18 protein-coding genes, 1 tRNA gene and 1 pseudogene are annotated in these 23,030 nt (G+C 50.3%); 8 read left to right on the top strand and 12 right to left on the bottom strand.

Translation table 11 applies throughout. From position 1 onward, the window contains the following. Window positions 1–45: 45 nt before the first annotated feature. Window positions 46–1,398, top strand: coding sequence for a RuvB-like helicase (locus HS1genome_RS05935; RefSeq protein ID WP_126450005.1), 1,353 nt, complete (start codon window positions 46–48; stop codon window positions 1,396–1,398). A gap of 520 nt (window positions 1,399–1,918) precedes the next feature. Here the strand turns inward: HS1genome_RS05935 and guaA are convergent. Next, window positions 1,919–2,476, bottom strand: coding sequence for a glutamine-hydrolyzing GMP synthase (gene guaA, locus HS1genome_RS05930; RefSeq protein WP_126450004.1), 558 nt, complete (start codon window positions 2,474–2,476; stop codon window positions 1,919–1,921). Window positions 2,477–2,525: 49 nt separating this feature from the next. On the opposite strand from guaA, the pseudogene HS1genome_RS12600 reads away from it, so the two are divergent. The 6 genes and pseudogenes from HS1genome_RS12600 to HS1genome_RS05905 all read left to right on the top strand — a co-directional run. Continuing rightward, window positions 2,526–3,289: pseudogene (locus HS1genome_RS12600) on the top strand (3-hydroxyacyl-CoA dehydrogenase family protein); the annotation flags it as partial. Beyond that, complete coding sequence (locus HS1genome_RS12595) at window positions 3,263–3,643, top strand: 3-hydroxyacyl-CoA dehydrogenase family protein (RefSeq protein ID WP_232018802.1); 381 nt, start codon at window positions 3,263–3,265, stop codon at window positions 3,641–3,643. The pseudogene HS1genome_RS12600 and the gene HS1genome_RS12595, both read left to right, overlap by 27 nt. Before the next feature lie 409 nt (window positions 3,644–4,052). Beyond that, entirely contained in the window at window positions 4,053–4,490 is a 438-nt protein-coding gene (locus tag HS1genome_RS05920; protein WP_126450003.1) for a MaoC family dehydratase, read from the top strand. 96 nt (window positions 4,491–4,586) lie between these two features. Next, window positions 4,587–6,242 carry an oxidoreductase gene (locus HS1genome_RS05915; RefSeq protein WP_126450002.1) on the top strand — a complete coding sequence of 552 codons (1,656 nt, stop codon included), beginning with the start codon at window positions 4,587–4,589 and terminating at the stop codon, window positions 6,240–6,242. A gap of 44 nt (window positions 6,243–6,286) precedes the next feature. Continuing rightward, complete coding sequence (locus HS1genome_RS05910; RefSeq protein WP_126450001.1) at window positions 6,287–9,400, top strand: S41 family peptidase; 3,114 nt, start codon at window positions 6,287–6,289, stop codon at window positions 9,398–9,400. A gap of 143 nt (window positions 9,401–9,543) precedes the next feature. Beyond that, window positions 9,544–10,503 carry a zinc-binding dehydrogenase gene (locus HS1genome_RS05905; protein ID WP_179950434.1) on the top strand — a complete coding sequence of 320 codons (960 nt, stop codon included), beginning with the start codon at window positions 9,544–9,546 and terminating at the stop codon, window positions 10,501–10,503. 373 nt (window positions 10,504–10,876) lie between these two features. Here HS1genome_RS05905 and HS1genome_RS05900 read toward each other — a convergent pair whose 3' ends face one another. Genes HS1genome_RS05900 through HS1genome_RS05875 form a run of 6 tightly spaced genes read right to left on the bottom strand, consistent with a single transcriptional unit; the run spans window position 10,877 to window position 16,580 of the window. Further along, a complete protein-coding gene (locus HS1genome_RS05900; RefSeq protein WP_126450000.1) occupies window positions 10,877–12,055 on the bottom strand; it encodes an ABC transporter permease in 1,179 nt (392 codons plus the stop codon). Window positions 12,056–12,060: 5 nt separating this feature from the next. Continuing rightward, complete coding sequence (locus HS1genome_RS05895) at window positions 12,061–12,948, bottom strand: COG1361 family protein (protein ID WP_126449999.1); 888 nt, start codon at window positions 12,946–12,948, stop codon at window positions 12,061–12,063. Between the two features lie 11 nt (window positions 12,949–12,959). Then, the gene (locus tag HS1genome_RS05890) at window positions 12,960–14,675 is read right to left on the bottom strand and encodes a COG1361 S-layer family protein (RefSeq protein ID WP_126449998.1); all 1,716 of its coding nucleotides are present in this window, start codon (window positions 14,673–14,675) and stop codon (window positions 12,960–12,962) included. Continuing rightward, window positions 14,672–15,361, bottom strand: coding sequence for an ABC transporter ATP-binding protein (locus HS1genome_RS05885; protein WP_126449997.1), 690 nt, complete (start codon window positions 15,359–15,361; stop codon window positions 14,672–14,674). Before HS1genome_RS05885 ends, HS1genome_RS05890 begins: the two co-directional genes overlap by 4 nt. A gap of 57 nt (window positions 15,362–15,418) precedes the next feature. Next, the gene (locus HS1genome_RS05880; protein ID WP_126449996.1) at window positions 15,419–16,228 is read right to left on the bottom strand and encodes an aldose 1-epimerase; all 810 of its coding nucleotides are present in this window, start codon (window positions 16,226–16,228) and stop codon (window positions 15,419–15,421) included. Window positions 16,229–16,244: 16 nt separating this feature from the next. Next, entirely contained in the window at window positions 16,245–16,580 is a 336-nt protein-coding gene (locus HS1genome_RS05875) for an SCP2 sterol-binding domain-containing protein (protein WP_126449995.1), read from the bottom strand. Window positions 16,581–16,662: 82 nt separating this feature from the next. On the opposite strand from HS1genome_RS05875, the gene HS1genome_RS05870 reads away from it, so the two are divergent. After that, window positions 16,663–16,738: transfer RNA gene (locus HS1genome_RS05870), tRNA-Gly, on the top strand. A gap of 1,132 nt (window positions 16,739–17,870) precedes the next feature. Here the strand turns inward: HS1genome_RS05870 and glyA are convergent. Genes glyA through HS1genome_RS05840 form a run of 5 tightly spaced genes read right to left on the bottom strand, consistent with a single transcriptional unit; the run spans window position 17,871 to window position 22,985 of the window. Further along, entirely contained in the window at window positions 17,871–19,160 is a 1,290-nt protein-coding gene (gene glyA, locus HS1genome_RS05860; protein ID WP_126449993.1) for a serine hydroxymethyltransferase, read from the bottom strand. Window positions 19,161–19,190: 30 nt separating this feature from the next. Further along, window positions 19,191–20,423, bottom strand: a complete 1,233-nt coding sequence (gene hmgA, locus HS1genome_RS05855) for a hydroxymethylglutaryl-CoA reductase (NADPH) (protein ID WP_126449992.1) — start codon at window positions 20,421–20,423, stop codon at window positions 19,191–19,193. Next, window positions 20,413–20,820 carry a Zn-ribbon domain-containing OB-fold protein gene (locus HS1genome_RS05850; protein WP_126449991.1) on the bottom strand — a complete coding sequence of 136 codons (408 nt, stop codon included), beginning with the start codon at window positions 20,818–20,820 and terminating at the stop codon, window positions 20,413–20,415. Before HS1genome_RS05850 ends, hmgA begins: the two co-directional genes overlap by 11 nt. After that, on the bottom strand, window positions 20,821–21,939 hold the full coding sequence (locus tag HS1genome_RS05845) for a thiolase family protein (RefSeq protein WP_229768231.1): 1,119 nt from the start codon (window positions 21,937–21,939) through the stop codon (window positions 20,821–20,823). It abuts the gene before it with no gap. Further along, window positions 21,939–22,985, bottom strand: a complete 1,047-nt coding sequence (locus HS1genome_RS05840) for a hydroxymethylglutaryl-CoA synthase (protein WP_126449989.1) — start codon at window positions 22,983–22,985, stop codon at window positions 21,939–21,941. The genes HS1genome_RS05845 and HS1genome_RS05840 overlap by 1 nt, the downstream gene beginning before the upstream one ends. Between the last annotated feature and the right edge of the window lie 45 nt (window positions 22,986–23,030).

Genomic DNA, 23,030 nt, shown 5'->3' with positions numbered 1-23,030 from the left:
GTGAAAAATTCATAAGCCCCTCTTATAAGTGATCACGAAATCGTCATGGCGGAGATCAGGGAAGTAAAGAAGGTAGAAAGGAGAGCAAGTATACACAGCCACATAAAGGGACTTGGGCTAGACGAGAAGGGGAAAGCCAAGCTCGTGGCCGACGGTCTAGTGGGACAAGTACAGGCCAGGGAGGCCGCTGGAATAGTGGTCGAGCTAGTCAGGAAAGGTAAGATGAGTGGAAGAGGCATACTCTTCGTGGGTCCTAGCGGTACAGGGAAGACGGCCCTGGCCTTCGCCATAGCCAAGGAGTTGGGAGAGGACACGCCATTCAGTGCAATAAACGCCTCAGAAATATACTCAACCGAAGTCAAGAAGACTGAAGTCCTCACACAGGCTGTGAGGAAGTCCATAGGGATAAGGGTCAGACAGAAGAGACAGGTCTACGAGGGGGTGGTTAAGGACGTCAAAGTCAAGATAGCGAGGAGCAGGGCTAACCCAATGGCCGTTGTACCGAGGGAGGCAGAGTTAACTCTGGCCACCAAGGACGAACAGAAGACCATCCAGGTCGGGGACTTAGTAGCCAGCCAACTCTATAAGTATAACGTGAAGAAAGGGGATGTGATATGGATAGATGCGGAGACAGGAGACGTTGTCAAGACCGGAAGGGCAAAGGGTGTGGAGGGAGTTAAGTACTACGACATAGAGAGCACAAAGTACGTGGAAGTACCCAGCGGTCCAGTAAAGAAAGAGAAGGAAATAGTCAATACCCTAACCCTAAGTGACATCGACCTAAACTTAGCGGCACAAAACATCGGCTTCGGCATACTATCCTCCCTGTTTGGAGGTGAAGTCAATCAGGACGTCAGACAGCAGACGGATAAGCTAGTTAGTAAGATGTTGAAGGAAAACAGCGCAGAGCTTGTCCCTGGAGTGCTCTTCATAGATGATGCTCACATGTTGGACGTTGAGGCGTTCTCCTTCCTCACCAAGGCCCTGGAGGCGGAGCTCTCGCCTATACTGATTCTGGCGACCAACAGGGGAATTACCAAGATCAGAGGTACTGATGTAGAATCACCTCACGGAATTCCTATAGATCTCCTTGATAGGCTGCTCATAATTCCTACTCGTCCCTACGACCAGGAGGAGATACGAGAGATACTCAAGATAAGGGCCGAGGAGTTAGACGTGGAGTTAACGCAGGAAAGTATAGAGGAGCTTACGAATTTGGGTACGAGCACGAGCCTGAGGTACATCTCGGAGCTACTGGAACCTCTCCAAGTTATAGCGGAGAGGAGTGGCAGGTCAGCGATAACTCCAGAAGACATTAAGGAGGCAGTTAAGCTCTTCGCGGACGTGAGGACAAGCACCAAGTTCGCCAAGGAGTATGAGTCGCTACTGCTGAAATGAAAGTTTAAGGATATTTTGACCTAATAGATAATTAAATTTTTACAAATCTTAATGAAATATTGAGAGTTCTCACTCTGATCGTTACATTCTGTCAATAGAGTTCAGACTTCGTAGTATTCGGGTTTAATAACGGTTCTCGCGTCTCGGGCTTTACAGCGGCCATTGGAAATGTTCCTCGTTCTCTTGATGAGACCCACTTATATTTCCTTACCACTACAACTCCTCGAGAGTCAACCCTAGTTTAGCGTGCTTATTCTTAATTCTCGAAACTAGAGAATTTAATTCTATGGGCTAGTTGAGACTGTTGGCGATTGCTTCGCAGCGAAGAATGTTTACATTGAACAGGACTTCTATCTCGTTCAGCTTACAAAAGAGGGGGGTTAAGGGGAAAGGCCTAGCCCTTTGGGGCGGAGATGAAGTCGACTCAAATATCACATCACAACTTCACTTCTATCGCAGAGGCGATTGTTAATCTCTCATCAGTGATATGGGACCGTAACAGTTCGAGTCCTTCGGTCCTTCACTTCCTCACGGCCCTCACGAAGTTCTCGAACAGTCTAGTACCTCCCTCAGTATGCTTCACCTCTGGGTGGAACTGGACACCGAACTTCATGGACTTAGGCTCTGCCATAGCCTGAACTTTGGCGAAGTCACTCTCCGCCAATACTATGAAGCCTGGAGGGGCTTCTATTACCTCGTCGTTATGACTTTCCCAAGCGGAAAAGTCAGTGAACCCAGACAGTATTGTATCCTGCTCTATTACTCTCACCTTCACTAGTCCGAACTCTGGAGTTGAGGCCCTGTTGACTCTTCCACCTAAGGCGTGAGCTATGAGCTGATGTCCAAAGCATATTCCTAAAAGAGGAACTGAGGAGTTCCTCACCGCGGAGGAAATCCTCTCTACATTTTGGCCACCTTCGTAAACAGATTGAGGTCCGCCGCTCAAAACGATCGCGTCGAAGTCATCGAACTTAGCAGCGTGTGGTTCTAGCTTCGTCACTTCAACTCCAATCCACTCAAGAACCTTCATTATGAGGTGATTGTATTGTCCTCCAAAGTATACTAGACCGACCCTCACGAAAATAACTCTCAGTTAAGTTTAATTAGCGTACCTCTCCTTCCCCTTAATGAAGGTCCTGGTTGTTGGAGCTGGAACGATGGGGGCTGGAATAGCACAAGTCTCAGCCATGAACGGTTACGACACAGTTGTGGTGGATGTGGCCGAAGAGTTCCTGGCAAGAGGCAGAGAACGGATACTAGACTCCCTTAATAGGCTGAGTAGGAGGGGTCAAGTGAGGGAAGTAAACGAAGTAGTTAGTAGGCTCACCTTCTCCAAGGACTATAGTGCTGGGAAGGGGCAAACGTGGCTATTGAGGCAGTACCTGAGAAGTTAGACCTCAAGGTCCAAGTGTTCAGAAATTTGGAAGAGATCCTAGGCCCTGAGGCCCTTCTCTCTACCAACACGAGCTCTATTCCCATAAGCGAGATAGCGTCTTCCGTTGAGTTCAGAGAAAGAGTGGTTGGTCTTCACTTCTTCAATCCACCCCCATTAATGCCGCTGGTGGAGATCATCCCTAGCAAGTTTACGTCGGAGACCGCGCTGGAGAGGGGAGTATCATTCGCTAGGTCCCTAGGAAAAGTCCCAGTTAAGCTTGCATACGAGGTTCCAGGATTCGTCTCCAACAGGGTCTTCATAAGACTACTTCAGGAGGCGTGCAGGGAAGTCGAAGCAGGAGAGGCTACCATAGAAGAGGTTGATGCCACGGCTAGGGCGTTAGGTCTACCCATGGGCATGTTTGAGCTCGCGGATTACACCGGAATAGACGTGATAGTCGATATATGGAGGGTTCTAAAGGACAGGGGGATGACAGACGTTCCTTGCTCCCTTTACTTCGACAAGGTAAAAAGGGGCGAGCTAGGAGTGAAATCCGGCAGAGGTTTCTATTCTTATCCCACCCCAGGTAAATTCGTTAAGCCCAATATCCAGACACCTCCTAAGGTTCCCTTCGCCAGATTGATCTCCCTCGCAGTAAACGAAGCAGCCTGGCTGGTGTCGACGGGAGTGGTGAAGACTGAGGACGTAGATACAGTGATGAGGCTGGGGTTCAACTTTCCTAAAGGACTGGTACAGATAGGACGAGAGCTAGGACTCTCAGAGGTCGAAAGGCACTTAAGAGAGATAAGCAAAAGGGGATTCGCTGCTTATGAGCCGATAGGAAACCTTGTTGGGATCTTCTCGCGCTAGGTCCTTTTAACCAAGGGAGGCTGAAGAAATTACCAAATAAAACTAGGGGTATCACCAAGGGAACAGCTACACAAATTTCGTTTCTTGATGTGTTATTTATGATCAGCCTGAGGATCGACTCACTTTGTCCCCTTAGTGGTTCCCTCGTAATGGTTAGTCATTCCTACCGTTAACGACTGAATGTCCATAACGAAAGGAAGAATCACAGACCTACTCTAACTTGAGAAGGAAATCAGAGTTAGGCATCATAGTTCCGCGAAGGAATGAGTATAGTTTACACTACTCTAACTTCTATGAGGGGGTTATCCCTCATCGCCCTGAAGGGCGAGGCCCCGCACCCCCAACCCCCATTCTTGTAAATGACCTGGAGACTCATTAATTCTTTAAGCAACCGAACCAGAGGACGAGCGTGTACTTCGAGGAGTTTAAGGAAGGAGAAGTCTGGGAATCCAAGGGGAGAACTGTAACGGAGGCAGACATTGTAGTCTTCGCCTCCATGACAGGAGCATTGAATCCATTATTTTTAGACGAGGAATACGGGAAAACTACCAGGTATGGCTCTAGAATAGCTCCAGGAATGCTCACGGCCTCACTGACTGTAGGGCTTGCGTATCAGCTAAGGGAGGATCCCTTTGGCGAGGGCTTCATAGCTCTCCATAAGTTTTCTGGTGTAGCTAAAAAGGCTGTCAAGATAGGTGATTCAATAAGGGCTAGAGTGAAAGTGCAGGGAAAGGAAGATCAGGGAGATAAAGGGAGAGTGAGGTTAATTCTTACTACCCTAAACCAAAGAGGGGAGGAAGTGATGAGCATGGAGATGGAAATTCTAGCAAAGAAGAAGGGAAGCTAATGACACCTCTCTAGGGCGTTGAAGAACTGAGGGAAGTTATTCCTTAGTCAATATCTAAGAAATGCTTAAAGTCCGAATGAGAGGCCGACTCGCTTCATGAAGTTAATGGAGCCTGGATACATAGGGAATCTTAAAGTCAGGAACAGAGTAGTCATGGCTCCCATGATAAGTAACCTCGCTAATCCCGACGGCACCACGAATGAGGCGCACATGAGGTACCTTGAGGAGAGAGCAGCAGGAGGGGTAGGTATCGTGATAACTGAGTATACCTATATCGACAACCTCAATAGTAGAGGGTCGAGGAATCAGCTCGGCCTCTATGACACCAAGATGGTCCCTAAACTACGTAGATTGACCGAAGGTATACATAGACACGGAGCTGCGGTGTTCGTCCAGCTGGTTCACGCAGGTGGGAAGGCAAGCCCAGAGATCAACGGTGTGGAGAGCATGGCTCCTAGCTCAATGAGGTACTTTAACCATGTGGCTAGAGAGATGACGGTAGAGGACATCACAAACGTGCAGGAGAGCTTCGTTAAGGCCGCAAAGCTTGCTCAGGCATCAAATTTCGACGGGATAGAGCTCCACGGAGCTCACGGTTACCTCATCCACCAATTCCTCAGCCCTGCCACAAACAAGAGAACCGATAAGTACGGAGGTTCCTTTGAGAACAGACTACGGTTCGTGAAGGAGATAATCGAAGCCGTTAAGAGCGAGGTTAGTGTTGTACTCGGAATAAGGCTCAGTCTCTTCGAGTACGACGAAGATGGATATGGGCCGGAATACGGACTGGCAATAGCTAACTCGTTGACGGGAGTTGACTATGTCCATTTCTCGGCAGGAAGGAACGCACCTCCAGGATCCTCGGCTCCTTTCTACTACGAGCACATTCATGTGTTCAGGAAGCTTCCAGGGAGGCCCAATAAGACTTCCATAATAGTTGGATCCGTCACTACTGTAGACGACGTAGAGGAGGTCCTTAAAGTGGCAGATTTCGTGTCACTGGGGAGGGCCCTTCTGGCTGATCCGTACTTCGTGAGGAAGGCTGTCACAGCACCAGAACTGATAAGGCCCTGCATAAGGTGTAACCAAGCTTGTAGAGATCTAAGTTACGGAGAAGTTAGATGCACCGTTAACCCAGATACGGGGTTTGAGAACAGGAAGACGCCGAAATTCCCTCTAAGCGGAGAAATAGTGATAGTGGGAGGGGGTATCAAGGGGATGGAGGCTGCACTGACTGCTAGGTCCTATGGTCTAAAGGTCACCCTATATGAGAAAGAGGAGTCTGTTGGAGGACAGTTGCTTGAAGTAGTGGATCCTTGGAAAAAGACGGAGTTTAGCAGACTGATCTCTTTCTATCAAAACTCCCTCAGGAGGAGAGGAGTAGAAGTAATCACAAATACCAAATACAGGGGACAGGGAATATACTGCCTTCCAGACGAGGTGTACCCCGATCTTCCACAGAGCGACCAACTCTCAATAGACTCCAACATTTACAAGTATCACGATCTGGCGCTGAAGGAAGCTGAGAGGAGAGAGGTGATAATGAGCTTGAGGAGCTTGGCCTTCATGGATAGGAGCAGGGCCGAGTCCTTCAAGAGGATAGCGGAGTCGAAGGGTGTCAAGTTCGTCGGCAATTACAACTTCAAGTTCTCCCTCGTACTGAGGGATCAATACGACATAATGAGGGCGATGACTTCCGGTAGGAGAGTAGTGACGGAGTTCGTGGAATCTAATGTCCAAGACTTCAGTTAAGTCTAGATGCAACCCTTATTTACGTTTCTAGTCCTGTGCAGAACGTGTTAGGTTACTATTCCCATCCAGACGTCCACGAGGACGAGATAATTTTCGTTACTGAGGACGACCTGTGGAAGGTCGATCGTAGAGGAGGTAAGGCTATCAGGCTCACTTCAGACTTCGGAGTTGTGATGAAACCAAGGTTCTCCCCAGATGGCGAGTGGATAGCCTTCACTAGAGTCCAAGTAGGGGATCAGACAGTCTCTGAGGCTTACATTATGAAGAGTGAAGGTGATCAACCTAGGAGGCTAACCTTCTTTGGAAGTCCATTCACAGAGGTGGTAGGGTGGTCAAGGGAAGGTAAGGTAGTAGTGTCCTCCGACTTTCACAGACCATTCTCCAGATGGAGGGAATTGTTTGAGATAGATGTGAAGGGAGGCGATCCAGAGAGGCTTCCCTACGGGCCGGCCAACTCTATCGCGTGGAGTGAAAAGGCGGTAGTGATAGGGAGGAACACTATAGACCTGCCTTACTGGAAGGGGTACAGAGGAGGAACTAGAGGAATGTTCTGGATAGATTACTACACTGGGAGGTTCGAGAAATTCCTAAATCTCAATGGGAACCTCAACTCTCCCATATGGATTAGGGATAGGTTCTACTTCCTTTCGGATCACGAGGGAAGAGGAAATCTTTACTCGGTTGACCTAAGGGGAGAGGACCTTAGGAAGCATACGGACTTCAGGAAATATTACGCTAGGAACGCCAGCTCCGACGGTAGGAGCATAGTAATGCAGGTCGGAGGAGATATATACCTTTTCAGTGAAGAGGAGAACCTCAAGAAGATCGAGATCTCCGCGCCTATAACGAGGAAGCAGAGGACTAGGAAGTTCGTAGAGGTAGAAAAGAACCTCGGAGGATACGCAATCTCAGACATAGGGGACACATTGATTTTGACTGTAAGGGGAAAACCCTTCGTGATGAGAAACTGGGATGGTCCTGCTATCCAAATCGGGGAGAGAGACGGCGTTAGGTACAGACTAACGACCTTCCTAGATCGCGAGAACGTGATCACCGTCTCGGACTCCAGTGGAGAGGAACGGATAGAAGTACACAACTTCAGAACCAACTCAGTAAGGAAGCTAGACCTAGATCTAGGGAGGATAGAGGAGCTGGTTCCTTCCCCAACTGATGAGAGAGTAGCAGTTTCTAACAACAGGTTCGAGCTCTGGCTTGTGGACGTCAGGACTGGAGTGACAAGATTGTTGGACAGATCGGAGTATGGTGTGATTAACGATTTAGTTTGGCATCCTGAGGGGAAATTCTTGGCTTACGCTTTTCCTGAGGCACGACAGGTGCAGTCGATCAGATTAGCCAATGCCGATACAGGAGAAGTAGTAAATGTCACTACTCCATCCGCTAAGGATTTCTCTCCAGCCTTCGACCCAGAGGGAAGGTACCTCGTCTATCTCTCAAAGAGGACCTTAGATCCATCGTTAGATCAAGTGTTCTTCGACTACAGTTTTCCCAAGGCCACCAAGCCCTATCTAGTGACTTTGAGGAGAGGAGCAGACTCGCCATTCAACAGGCAGGTTTTCTCCAATCAGGAAGAAAAGGAAATAGATCTGAAAGGAATTCAAAGGAGAGTAGAGGTTTTCCCTATAGAGGAGGGGAACTACGCAAAGGTGGAGGTGAGTAAAGGAAAGGTGTTCCTCCTCTCGTTCCCAGTTCAAGGTGCCCTGAGCTCGTGGCTTTGGTCGGCTTCTTCGAAGCCGAATGGTACAATAGAGTCCTTCGATCTAGAGAACCTAACCAAGGAACAATTTCTTACCGGAGTCAACGACTTCCGACTTTCAAGGGATGGCAAGTGGATACTGGTGAGGGCGGGATCGCAAATCAGGGTGGTGAGCACCGATAAGAAACCGGAGCAAAACTCCTCTGAGCCAGGTAGAAAGAGCGGAGTGATCGACCTTAGCCGGGCGAAAGTGTCGGTAGAGCCTGAGCTAGAGTGGAGACAAATGTTAAGGGAGGCGTGGAGGTTGATGAGAGAGAACTTCTGGAGAGATGATATGGGAGGTGTAGATTGGAAAGAGGTACTGGAGAAATACGAAAAGTTACTAGTAAGAATAAACACGAGGTATGAGCTCTCTGACCTCATAAAAGAGATGCAGGGGGAGCTAGGTACATCCCACGCTTATGAGATGGGGGGCGATTACGACTTGGATAGACCGTACCTAGTGGGAGGACTTGGTGCCGACTTCAAGTTCGATGGCCAGTGCTATAGGATTACCAAGATTTACGAGGGAGATCCCTCCAACGAGGGTGAGAGATCTCCTCTCAGAGCTCCTGGAGTTGAAGCGGATGAGGGATACTGTCTAATCTCAATTGACGGGGTGAAGTTAACCCCCGACATTCCTCCACAGTCCCTTCTAGTTAATAGAGCCGGGGATCAGGTAGTTCTAGAACTTCAGACCCCAGAAGGATTGAGAAAGGTTTCAGTAAAAACTCTGAAGGACGAGAGGTACCTGATCTATAGGGACTGGGTTGAGGAAAGAAGGAGATATGTACATGAAAAGAGCGGAGGCAGGCTAGGTTACGTTCACATACCGGATATGGGACCACGGGGATTCGCAGAGTTCCACAGGCTCTATCCACTCGAAGTTCAGCGGGATGGCCTGATCGTAGACGTGAGGTACAATGGGGGAGGTCACGTCTCCCACCTAATTTTGGAGAAACTATCTAGAAAGAGAATAGGAGTCGACGTGCCTAGGAGAGGCAAGCCGGTTCCATATCCTCCATATTCTCCAACCAGGGCCTTGGTCGCGGTGACTAACGAGCATGCGGGCTCTGACGGTGATATATTCACTCACTCTTTCAAACTACTGGGTCTTGGTCCGGTTGTTGGCACTAGGACGTGGGGAGGAGTAATAGGAATAGACCCTAGGTATAGGTTGGTGGATGGTACCATAGTGACCCAACCTCAGTTCGCATTCTGGTTCAAGGACGTGGGTTGGAAAGTGGAAAATTACGGTACGGATCCAACAATCGAAGTAGAAGTAACCCCACAAGACTACGCCAAGGGAAGGGATCCACAGTTGGACAGAGCCATCGAGGAGGCGATGAAGTTAATTGAACTCGATGAGGAAGATCCGTTAAAGCTCGTGGCAAGCGGAAGGTAGTTTTTGCTGTCACTGGGAAGTAAGATTCTTTCCCTGTTTGCAGTGAGCTTCTCTTTACCTACCTATAGGTAAAATTCTCCGTACCGCTCGTAGCCGCGACAACCTCAGATGTAGTTTTTACCTTGTTAACTAAGCGCGATCTTATGGAAATACAAACCCAAGTGGCAATACTAAGGGAGTTTGGAAGGGATTTTACTATAGAGAAGGCAAAACTTAACGTGAAAGAAGGAGATACGATAGTTAGGGTGAAGGCTTCTGGAATCTGTGGAAGGGATTTGGTAATATGGAAGGGCGGGTTCAAGAACTTGAGACCCCCTCTCATCTTGGGCCACGAGAACTACGGTGAGGTGGAAGGAGAGCCGGTAGGGGTTATGGGCAACGTTAGCTGTGGCACATGTCATTACTGTGAGACAGGGATGTCCAACTTATGCGAGAAAGCGGTACTTCTAGGGGAGGGGAGGCCTGGAGGGTATGCCGATGATGTACCAATACCAACACCCAACGTCTTTCAACTGCCAGATAGGGAATACGGAAAATACGCTGGTGCTGTATGCCCTGTAGCCACAGCCATACATGCAGGAAAGTTGGCAGGAGTTAAGACTGGAGATCGTGTACTAGTCACGGGGGCAGGCGGAGGAGTAGGCATACATGCTATCCAAGTACTCAAAAGGATGGGAGCCAAGGTAATAGCGCAGACTGGAGAAAACAAGAGTGAGTTCGTCAAGAGGTGGGCTGACGAAGTCGTCACTGATAGCGAGTTCTCTAAGGCTGTAGATAGTGTGGACTCGGTGATCGAGTTAGTCGGAGCTCCAACAATTAATGAGAGTATGAGGACTGTGAGGAGGAGAGGAACAATAGTCGTAGTAGGTAACGTCACAGGAGAACCCCTGAACATAGTGAGGCCAGCGTTATTGGTGATGAGAGAGATAACACTACTTGGCTCGGCCTCTTATACGCCAACAGAAGTGCTGGAGGCAGTCAAAATGGTCCATGAAGAGGATGTGAAAGCGGTATTTAAAGAGTACCCTCTAGAAGAGGTCAACAAGGCCTATAAGGAACTTCAGGAGAGAAAAGTAGTGGGAAGGGCCGTACTCATTCACTAAAACGTATCACTGCTGCTTCATGTGTGGCTACAGTCCATTGAATTTATCTTAACGGGAGTTAAGGGGGAAGACCACCCGTGAGGGGGACAGCCCCCCTTCTACTCAAATACAGTTGCCAGACGGCATATCGAGACAGTTACCAACGTAGTGAGCGTCGCCGAGACGCCTCGAGGCGAGGGTCCGCGAAGTACGCCCATGCTCTAACCATCAACCAGAAAGGGGTGAGACGGATCACGCGCAGATCCAAATATGCGGGGGTGACCCTCAGTGCCTGTGGAGCTTCACCCTCTACCCTTGATGAGTTGGGACCACAGGGCAGGAAGTCACGTCCTTAAGGGCGTGGTAGTTCACTTGGTAGAAGAGTAAAAAGGGATTACTCCCTCCTTATAGCCTCCACTGGCGTCAATCTGGACGCCCTCCACGCTGGATATATCCCAGCCACTAGGCTGACCACGAGGCCTATTGCAACCGCTCCGACTAGGAGTTCAGGCGTCACCACTGGCGTTATATGACCGGAGACTAGACCTCCGCTTGCACTCCTCCCTGCCCTCGCTCCGCCGCTCAAGAGGGCAGCTAGAGCAATAGATCCGAAGGTGCCCAGAACTACACCTAAGGCACCTCCCGATGCACCCACGATCAAAGACTCCATGAGAAACACGCCCAATACGTCTCTATTTTTCATACCAACAGTTTTCATGATTCCAATTTCTCTGATCCGTTGATACACCTTGGTTATCATAGTGCTCGCGATCCCTATGGCACCCACTAAAAGAGATATAGAGGCCACCGCGGTGAGCAGGAAACTGAGCCCTGACACTATGGTGGAGACGGTGTTAATTATCTGTTGGACCGACGCTACCGTTACACTGTTCCCGAAAAGATAGGTGATTAAGTTGCTGACAATTGGGACATCCTTGACGGAGTCCACTTTCAAGGCCACTATACTGTAGGTCGTTCTATTAAGAATAACCATGGCCTCTTGCAGTGGTAGGAAAACGGAAGTGTCGGAGTCAGATATTGGACTGAATCCACTAGGTTGCAGAATTCCAGTGATCTCCACTGTAGCAGCTCCATCCTGGAGGTGAAGAATCAGCTGGTCTCCTGGCTGAAGTCTAATTCCGTTGCCTGGATTAGCTACATCTGCACCTATCACCGCTAGTGGGGCCATCGCCGCTGGGTACACGTTACCAGACTGTAAATTCACCTGCCCTAATACAGTACTTAGGTTATCCACTCCCACCACGGAAACGAACGTCTGTTGTCCTCCAAGACTCACAGTTGCGCCACCTTCTACCACAGGGTAAACTACCTTCACGTATGGAAGGGTCTCGAGCCTTGTAACCGTAGCTTGGGTCAGCAGGGAACCGTGGCTGGGAAGTACCAAGATTGTCGTTGGGCCTAAGGTCTCTATGGCCGAAATTATTGAGTCACTAACTCCAGTCGTGTAGGCTACAAGGGAAACCACACTGGTGACTCCTATAGCCACTGACAATATCGCTAGAGCTGCCACCATTTTCCTTGAGGTTAATCCCCTCAACCCCAACCAAGTCATGTCCGCTAGGTTCGTCTACTCCACCTCCTACCTAAGATTACGCCAACCACCACGATAACAATAACTATCAACGAGACGTAGAGTGCGAACTTGGGCAACGAGGAGTGACCACTGGAGAAACTGTGGAAGTTGTGGAAGAAGGCGGTGGCGTTAGATGCCACGGTAAGTGAGATATTGAGGTGGGAGTTCTGCAGCTCGTCCAGCGAGTTGGTGTAAGTCAAGTTGACCGGAATGATATAAGTTCCAGGTTTTGTGAAATTGGTCACTTGGAAGGCGAACGTGAAGGTAGTAGGAGTGTACGGGGCTACGTCCCCCACGTAGTAAGTAGAGCCACTTATTACAGTTAATCCACGAGGGGGAGAGACCGAAGCTAGCAAACCATCAGCGGTTCCAGTCCCGTAGTTTACTATCGTTGCGGTAACTGACACCAGTGAACCCGGCAAAGCAACTGAGGGGACAGTTGATATACCAGTTTCTACGATGTCAATGGAACCTGTAGCCAGCGCGCCTACGCTACCGCTCTCCGCATGCAACGTCCGTTGCTGGTCGTAGTATTGAGCCTGGAACTGGAAGGAGATTGAGCCCGAGACAGGAACGTAAACCTGAAGTGGTATAGACAATTCACCACCTGGTGGGACGAAGCTAGAGGTTATCAACGTCTGATTCAGGTAGGAAGATGGGGATGATAATGTCACGGAGAGGTTGTAGAGAGGAGAGTTGGCGGTGTTGATTAAGACTAGCTGCGTTGTGGATGGCTCCCCCGTTAGTAGTATAGATGGATGAAGATATGCGACAATAGGGGAAGTAGATTGCACAGAGGGCTGGACGTAGAGCGTAAGTTCGGTCGTTTCGAGTAAAGACTGTCCCTGTTTATTGTAGTACTGGGCCGTCAACTGGACTGGAACTACCCCTGAACACCCGGGGGAACTGTAACTGTAGCATTAAACGTAACTAAGCCTCCAGAGGGGATGAGGTGGTACTCAAGTTGAGCTGGCGACAACCAGTCCACCTCACTAGAGGAGAAAGCCAAAGTTACATTGTAAAGGGGGGAGGGATTTACGTTAACTAAGGAGACTGTGACGTTGGAAGTGGAGCCCGACTGTAACTGGGCATCTACTGAACCGAGGATCGGTTCCTGTCTGAGGGTTGACTGTTGGACGTAGAGCCCGACTTCCAAGGTAAGGGGTAACTGAATCATTGCTGGGTCAACGTAATCGCCTGAGATAGTCAGGGTCACGGGTTCCCCCGCATCCGAGGTTGGGACGTAAAGTGGGATCTCCATAGAGTAGTTTGTATGGGCTGGTATATCGGGTATTTCGGCGGGCTGCTCCAGAACACTGAGTCCCTGTGGGGCCTGAATCGTTAATGAAACATTGTACGTAGGCCCGCTTCCGCTGTTCTCTAGTACAATGGTGAGGTTGTTAACTCCTCCTGGTAGGAGAGACGTATTGAGTACTGTGGCCTGCACTTGGGATTGGCCTTCCAAGAACAGGGAAAAGCTACTTGATTGGTTTACTTCCACTACTTGTCCTTCTCCTTCCGGAACTACCCAGCTCACTTGGACTGGGAACTGGTAGTCACCCAAGGGTACACTACCAATGTCTACTGGAAAGCTTAAGGTAAACACTTCTCCAGACCTCATTGAAGGTTCTGTGAAAACAACGTAGTTTCCTCGGGTGGAGTTTGTAAAGCCTTGTGGAAGGTACACCTTCACTGTCTCGTATAAAGTAGGGAGAGTGCCTAGGTACATTAGGCTAAATTGTATCGGTACTCCAGCCTCATTTGGTCCAGCTTCTTCTCCCTGATCAGCCCATTGCTGGCCGAACACGGAGCCAGCAACTTTGACGTTAGTCCCTACTACTACAGTAGCGTTAAGGCTAACGTTCTGCTGGAAGAAATGCACGAGCAGGGGAACGTAATAGGAACCCACTGAAGCGTTAGGATAAACGCCAGCAAGCACCTGAACCTCGGACTGTCCTCCAGCGGGAACTATACCAACTATCGCCCGACTCTGATTGAAGTAGATTGGAAAGTGAGACCTAAGATACAAAGTAACGTTAGTCGCAGACACTGTACCTGAGTTCTCTATGAGAATAGTGAGAGGAACGTCAGATTCCCCAGGGAATACCTCTACCTGCGAGGAGGGGACACCCCAGACTGAAGTCGCCGAAAGTTGAACACTTCCTATCACCTGAACGGGGACGGTGAAGGACTCTGATGCCGGGAAGTTAACTCCCTGATAATCTTCGATGAAAGAGGAACTCACCTTAAGATTATAGACACCCTGGTGGGCAGAGGAAGACACCTGCAGGGTAACCGTGAAGGAGTATGCCGAACCGGGTTGCAGCTCACTTACGTAGAAGGACGGTGAACCGTTAGAGTAACCGTACAAGAGGAGTGGAGACGAGTTCTGAGGAGTAAGTCTGATATCTGATAGAGGATAAGTGCCACTATTCACAACGGTAACCTCGAGCACCACTCCCGACTGACCGGGTGCCACTACGCCGTTAGACGTGAGCCATTGGCTCTGACCGGAGAGAGGTGGGTTGACCTGCGCCAACGCGGGGAGGGAAACAAAGAGCGAGGCCGCGATTAGCAATAAGAGAGGTAGCCACTTCACTGCTCCACCACCCTCTCTATCATACCGTCCCTAATGTGAATGACTCTGTCACAGTTCTTTATCATGTCTGGATCGTGAGTAGCCATAAGAATAGTTACCTTCTTCTCGACGCTGAGGGACTTAAGGAGCTTGACCACAGCCTCACCGGTCTTGGTGTCCAAGTTTGCGGTGGGTTCGTCCGCTATGAGTAGCTCTGGATCGTTCACTAAGGCCCTAGCTATGGCGACCCTCTGTTGTTGTCCCCCCGACAGTTCGTTGGGTTTCTTATCCTTAAGTTCCAACATGCCCGGAATCTCGGCCAGCACCTCTTCCGCTCTTTTTCTCCTCTTCCAAAATGGTATTCCAGCTACCGCGAGAGGAAGCTCCACATTCTCCAAAACAGAGAGATACGTGATCAGGTTATAGGACTGAAACACGAAGCCGATGTGTTTGTTCCTCAGTTCTGCCTTTTTCCTCTCGCTAAGGGAAGTGGCATCGATCCCGTTTATAATCACTTTCCCTGCTGTTGGTGAGTCTAGGAGACCTATCATGTCTAGGAGAGTGGTTTTACCTGAACCCGAGGGTCCCACAAGAGCTACGAACTCACCCCCCTGAATCTCGAGATCAACTCCTCTAAGGGCAACGTACTCGACTTTCTTAGTCCTGTAGACTTTGCTTAATTTAATCGCTTGCACTATGGGAGGCATGAAGTCGGTGGAGGTTCTCGGTTTAAATATTTTTTCGATATCGATAACGATATCGGCTCATACGATGGACAAAGTGAAGCCGCACGAGAGCTTCTCCCCTGGCCTAATGACCGTGAGCCCTATTCCGTTGTTATAAGCGTCTGGAGCGCCTGTCATTGGCTCCAGGGCAACCGAACCTAACGCATAAACACCATTATAGAGTTGAAAGAATTCCATATTACGACGGGAAATGGAGAGCTTTAAGTCCCTACCAACCAGAACTAATGTGCCCCCACCAACGAAACAGTCGTCGAAAGTTAACTTCCAAGGCTCTTCAAGGGAGTTGAAGTCGTAGTCTTGAAAAGTGCCATCTGGGAAGTGAGATACCATATTCAATCTCCTCAAAGGTGAGGAGTGCTTCAATCTCCACTCCTTTCCAACGTTGAAGTAGGGATGAAACCCAACTACTAAGGGGCCGTCTGAGTCGCCTTCGTTGATAACTGATAGGCCGACGTCTAAGTGGTCCTGCTCTAGGGAGTATGTCAAACACGTTTTTAGAACGGTAGGATACGCTCGATGCTCAAGACGAAGCGACAGAGAAATAGAGGACGGGGTGTGCGACTGAATCTGCCACTCCGTATCAAGAACCAGACCGTGAATAGCGTTACCCTCCTCGTTAGTTGGAAGCCTGAAAGTTTTACCCGCGAAGACGTAGAGCCCTCCCTTAACCCTATTTGCGAAGGGAAACAGTACAGCACATCCACCATGCGTCGGTTTACCGTCGATAGGTGGTGTTATTACCTGCTTACCTGCCAGGGTTAGAGACTTCAAGTAGGCTCCACGAGTCTCAATCAAAGCCAAACTGTCTTTCTTCTTCAGCTCGGGCAAGAGACTTAACCCTTCTTCACTTCTTGGCCCTAGAAATCATGGATGCGAGCCTCTGAGCTGACATCACATCTCCTGAGACCTTTAGCTTCCCCTGAAAGAACGCGGATATCGCGTCCATCTTTCCCGAAATGATGCCATCCATGACTTCTTCGCTTGCACTTAACGTTGCAGAGGGACTTTGATGAACCCCTCGAGAGATAGATAGGGAACCGTCTGAGTTGAAAACTACGTAGTATTTGTCGGCGTTAGTATCGAACTGAAAAACTTTGTTAAAACCCTTGAGCTCCGCCATCAAGGACTGGTCAGAGTTAACTGTTTCGACTACTCTGCTTAAGGTCTCGAAACTTCCCATACAGTCAAACTTTCGTCCTGGTTAAAAATCCCTTCCTTCTAAAGGAAGAACATTTATAACCTTAATCTTCGTGCAGTGTTGTGCGGCCGTCGTCTAGCCTGGATCAGGACGCCTGCCTGCCACGCAGGAAATCCCGGGTTCAAATCCCGGCGGTCGCACCTCCTCCTTATCAGACATTAGAGGATAGAGATTGGCGAGAACCTCTCTGACGGTGGTTAATGTGGTCTCCATTTTAACCCTCTCATCAACGTCTCTCACTAACTAAACGCCGAGCTGACCGGAGTGCACTATAGGAAATACCTATCTCCTAAGTTTCCTCAGGTGTTCCATGGCAGATCGTGGAAGTAGCTCTCCGGTCTAGTTCACCTGAGATGGAATATCGAATTCACGACGAGGGGCCGTTCACGACTTAGAGTAGCTCAGTTGATGGAGATTGTCAGAAGAAAAGCTCACGTTCGGATTTAGTATAGGTTCAGTGAACTATTCCAGTTTCGTGGACGGAGCGAGTATCCGCTCGCCATGAAGGCTTCTAGGCCATTCACGAAGACACACACGTCAGCCGCGGAAGTTCCCCTAACCTCCTTACGAACCACACGGAAGGTTCGCGTAAGGTCGTTCCCCTCGACCTCTGTTCCCACAGTTCTAAGTGTGTAGCTCTATCTCCTCGAAGCCTTTACTTTACTAATACTCATTTTTAGACACGAACTACCCTCATCCCTCCGAAGTGGATTCCCTCTTCATGACTTGCCTTACTGATGGAGTACATGAGGGATGCGCCAATAGCTTAAGAGACCGTCATTGATTGCGTCAAGTATGTATACGGATCCTTGTCTAGTCTGCTCGGAGACACCCACCAGCCTCTGACTTTCTCACCGCCCTGGAAGGGCGATGGTTCCCTCCCAGAGGGATCGTCGTTCCCACCACCGGTTCGGGTTTACATCCCTCGTTTGGTGGGCAGTCGAGTGGATCAGAGATCCACTCCCATTCGAAGAGGAGGGGACTTTCATCGCAAAGCTCTAGTCCCTTAAGGGAGAAGAGAGACGATGGTTGCTCCTCCCACAGTCCCATTAAACCTTCGATCGAGCTGGGGAGGAGCGTCGTTAGTATCACTAAGAGAAATTTCACAAAGAAGTATTTAAATACAAGGGAGCTGTTCACCCCCGTGAAGGGCGAGGCTTTCCGCCCCCTTAACTCCAATTTTTGTAAATTTAAGATAAATATCCTTTGCCGGAACTATCTATGCACTTACTCACAGAAGGTCGACTTCGTCACCATTAACTCCCACAAGGATCAAGTCATGTTCAGCAGTGGCGTTAGAGTGTCTGGGAGCTTAACGTCAAAGGTGTACTTCACGGAAAGGAACGACTTTCTGAGCTCCAGCACCTTCGACTTCACCATCGCTGGATCTTTGCGATCTATGAGGAGTTCTTTAAATAGGGAAGCTAGTTCCTCCATATCTCCTTCGCGCATTCCATATCTAGTCATCTCCTGCACTCCCAGCCTGAGACCGCTGGGATCGCTTACTTTCTCCGGCGGATCTTCAGGTAGCAAGTTTTTGTTGACTATTATGTTGGCCTCCTCCAACGTTTTTGCACATCTGGCTCCCCCTCCTTGTGAGGTGACGTCCACTGCCACTTGGTGACTCATGGTGTAGCCCTGGTTCTCCCCTACAACCTTGAAGCCCATGCTGACTAGCGCCGAGGCCAGAGCCTTTGCGTTCTTAGTCACCTGGAAAGCGTACTGCCTACCGAACTCTAACATCTCCAACGCCGTTACAGCGGTCGAGGGGAGCCTATGTAAGTGGTGATTGCTAAGGAACCAGGGGAATATGGTGTGAGAAACCGGTTTGTAGAGCGACTCGTCGTTTGTGAACAATACCCCTCCCTGAGGTCCAGGGAAGGTCTTGTGGGTCGACGCGGTGAGGAAGTCGGCCCCCTCTTCCAGAGGATTGCTCCAGACTCCACCAACGATCAGGCCGTATACGTGAGCAGCGTCGTATACTAACCTAGCTCCCACCGAGTGGGCCGCCTCGGCGATCTCCTTGGCTGGGTGCGGAAAGAGATACAAGCTGCCTCCCAACACGACGAACTTGGGTTTAACCTTCTCTATCACCTTCCTAGCTCCCTCGATGTCTACGTTCATCCTCTCTCTGTCGTAAGGGAGCTCCACTTGCCTTATTCCTAATGCACCTAAGGTACCAAACTTGGTGTGGCTCACGTGAGCCCCAGCCTGAACTGGGGCGATCGCGGCCTGTTCCCCAGGTTCGGCGAGGACTCTGAAAACAGCGGCGTTGGCTATGGTGCCACTTATGGGCCTGACGTCACAGTACTTGGAAGAAGTCAGCCTATTCATGAGGTCCATGGTCAAGATCTCAAGTTCGTCGACGTACTTTGTTCCTTGGTAGTACCTCTTGTATGGCCTCCCCTCCGCATATCTAGACATGAGGTCGGTCCCGTACACAGCCTCAGCTAACGGACTCATCACGTTCTCAGATGCTATGAGGTTGATCGATTCTTCCCTCCTCCACCTATGGTGAGTGGCGGTTAGCTGGATCACCCTTTCAAGTTCCCTAGGAAGCACACTGAACTAGTAGAATAAGGAAGTATTAATCTATGACTGAAAGTTCCTTCCTAGCCTCCTATGGGCCTTGCCCAACTCCCCTGCGCTGAGGGCAGAAAGGAGGTTGAGCTCCCCTGCCAAGACAGTTGCAGCAGCGATCTCCGCGAACTTCTTGGCGTTAGAGCCTGGAGGGTTCCCGCTACCCTGAACTCCCATTATGCTGAGGGCCTCCCGCTGAGTAGGGAGCCTAGTCCCACCCCCCACTGTCCCGACCTCTAAGGAGGGGAGTGTAACGGAAATGTAGAGATCTCTTCCCCTCACCTCGGTCCAGGTGAAACCCATGCTGCTCTCCACGACCTGGGCCACGTCCTGACCTGTTGCTATGAAGAGAGCCGCTATAACGTTGGCGAAGTGTGCGTTGAACTGTGAAGAACCAGCTCTGGCACTACCCAGTAGATTCTTCCTTAGGTTGAGGTCGCTCACCGATGCTGCATCGGTCTTAAGTAGACTAGAGAGCACCTCCTCCCTTATTAGGGCCTCGGCCACCACGGTCTTTCCCCTACCGAAGAGGGAGTTGATGGCAGACTGCTTCTTATCACTGCAAACGTTCCCGCTCAGGGCTACACATTTGGCGGCTGGGTACTCTCTCTGAACGAGCTCACAAACCTTCTCCGCCGCCAGAGTCACCATATTCATACCCATAGCGTCCCCCGTTTCCATGACTATCCTAACCCAAACATTATTACCCAGAACGAAGGTCTCTAGCGAACTCAGCCGGCCGAAAGACGTGGTGGACTCAGCCACTTCTTTTATCTTGGCTCTGTTGGCATCAATCCAAGAGAGGAATCCATCCACCTCATCCACCGAGTCGAGCTTGAACACAGGGGCCCTGGCCATTCCATCTCCAAGTATTCTGACCCTGACACCGTCACTGGCCGTCACTGCCTTAGCTCCCCTATTCACACTGGCGATCAGCGCGCCCTCAGTAGTAGCGAGAGGTACGTAGAAGTCACCGTTGGCCCACTTCCCCCTGACCTTTAGGGGTCCTATGACCCCCAACGGAAGCTGGGTCCCACCTATAACGTTCTCTGCGTTCCTGTTCTTCACTTCCTCGTAGTCTATTATGGTGGATCCTATGGAGGGTAGTTTGGTGCCGGTCAGTTTCTCCACCGCTAGTCTTCTCACAACCATCGATAGATTGCCGCTCAGCACGCGATCTAACTCGTGGAGCTGGATCTCTCCTCTGACAACCTTCTCAACTACCTCGTCGATCTCAGCTTCCATCTCTCACAGGCCTAAACTTCAGTGCGTAATATATTATTCCGTGGTAGGAATCGGCGGAAACTCTCCGCAACACCGCTGAAACCCTCTGCCCTTCGTAGACCTCCTCTGGTTCTACGTCGGTCAGTACCCCCAACACCTTGGGACCGTCATCCAGTTCCACTAGAGCAACGATCTGGGGAGCTTGTCTGTCGAAGCCCTCTCTGTATTGGTAATTGACAGTGTAAGAGACTATCCTGCCAGTACCACGTAGGTCTACAGGCTCTACGTTCCTTCCCCTGCACCTGGAACAGACAGGCTGGTAAGGGAAGGTAATGCTTCCGCAGGACTTACAGGTTGCGGCCCTCATCCTATAGTTTACATGTCTGTTCCTCCAGACCCTAGAAACGGATATCCTCAATTACATCACCCTTAGGACTGTCGCTAGTGAGGTCTCCCCCAAGTCACTCATTCCCTGAACGAGGCCAACCTCCACATTTTCAACCTTTCTTCCTTGGAATGTCCCAGTGAGATGCCCGTACATTTCGGCCAGTTGATAAATGCCTGTGGCACCTCCCGGATACCCACGTGCTTTGAGTCCACCCCCTAAATTTATGGGGATGTGCTGAAGGAGTTCGAGGCCTCTGCCGGGGGGAGTCAAGCCGGTCTCCTCTAATATCATGGAGGCCATGACGCTATAGGAGTCGTGGACCTCGAAGAGGTCCACGTCGCTCATGGAGAGTCCCACCGCGTCGAGGGCATACCTCATGGAGTTGGCGGCCGAGAGCAACCTAGGCTCGTAGTCTACCCTAATGGTAGAGGAACACACAGGCCCTACTTCAACGCGCGAATCTGAAACTTTAGGGGCGAACTCGTCACTGCTCAGTAGGACAGCTGCAGCTCCGTCGGCCCTGGGGGCCAAGTCGAAGAGACGTAAAGGCTCTGAGACCACTTGAGCTGACTTGACAGTCTCCAAGTTCACCTTGAAGTCTAGGTAGGCGTGGGGGTTCTGTTTCCCATTCTCATGCATAGTAATGGGCCAGCTAGCGTAGTACTCGTAGTCGTGGCCGTACCTCTTCATGTGTTCCCTCATGAGAATGGCAGCTACTGCGTGGTTAGTGAGGCCTACTCCGTGGGCATAGACCTCATCTAAGTTCTGGGCCACTATGTCGTTGAGTCTCCTAGAAGGGAACTCGCTCTGTTTCTCCATACCTAGCAAGAGAACGTTATTGGCCAGCCCAGCCCTAACTAAAGAGTAACCCACTGCTAGCGCTACCAAGCCGCTGGCGTCCCCCTGTTCTGTCCTCAACCCCATGACCCTATCTCCCAGTCCCATCTGCGTCACGACCTTGGAGGCTAACATAACTTGATCGCCGGTCTTCTCCGGGTAAGCAGAGGCTACAACCACAGCATCGATCTGAGAGGACCTTACTGAAGATTCTAGAGAGGAGATGACTTCGGCAGCTAGATCGCCGAACCCCATATTATAATGTCTTCCTACCTTAAAAGTTGAGGCAGCGGTCAGGAAGACTTTGACCATCACTCGTACACCTTTATCTTATTAGTATACTTGGCATACTTGGCGTATGTTACATACTTTTTAGCTTCTATATACTGATCTACGGTGGGAGCCAACTTCTGCCTCTCGACCAGCAGGTCTGTCGTGACCAAGCTATAGGCGTCGCTTCCCGCACCACTTCCGAATGGAGCAACCAAGATCCTTTGGTTGGGCTTGGCCACGTCCAAGACCTTGGCCAGTCCGAGTAGTGCGGAGGCATTGTAAGGGTTGCCTATATAGGGAGCCACCATGCCCACCTTTATTTTCTCCAATGAGAACCCAAGCTTCCTCGCTATCTGCACGGGGAACTTTCCATTGGGCTGATGGAAAACTACGTGATCGAAGTCGCTGATCCTGAGGCCGGAGGATGAGAGGAGGGAGTTCACTGCCGATGCTATGTGATGGAAGTATGCCGGTTCTCCAGTGAAGCCTTCACCGTGCACTGGGTACGGTTGTCCGTCTCTCCTCCAGAAGTCAGGAGTGTCCGAAGTATAAGATGAGACGGCCTCCACTAAAGCTGCCGATTCCTTCTCGGGACCCACCACGTAACTGACGGCCGCCGCAGCGGAGCTAAGCTCAAGTACGTCCCCTGGATTGGATTGAGCGACGTCGGACCCGACTACAAGGGCATACTTAGATGAACCTGACGCGACCGCTCCCGTAGCCAGCCTCAAACCAACCGAGGCCGCCCTGCAGGCGAACTCCATGTCTGTCGCCAAGGAGTGGTTGGTTAGCCCTAACGCATCAACTAATATAGTCGACGTAGGTTTCACCGCATACACCTTGGACTCGGAGCCGAAGAGGACAGTGTCTATGAGCTTGGGGCTGACCCCCGACCTCCTTATGGCGTTAACTGAGGCCTCCCAAGCCATGGTAGTTGAGTCCTCGTCAGGACCTGGGACAGATTTCTCACTGAGACCTAATGAAGAGATTACTGAGAGATCGTAGCCCCACATATCAACTATCTCTTCTAACTTTATCCTGTATCTGGGGACGTAGGCTCCCCATCCCACTATGCCTGCTTTCAAACTCTCAGCTGACCCACATATGGCCTTCAGTTTAAATCCCTTTTG

Source organism: Sulfodiicoccus acidiphilus (assembly GCF_003967175.1).
Lineage (GTDB): Archaea > Thermoproteota > Thermoprotei_A > Sulfolobales > Sulfolobaceae > Sulfodiicoccus > Sulfodiicoccus acidiphilus.
Note: the sequence above shows the minus strand (reverse complement) of the source record. Positions and strands in the feature narration are given on the sequence as shown.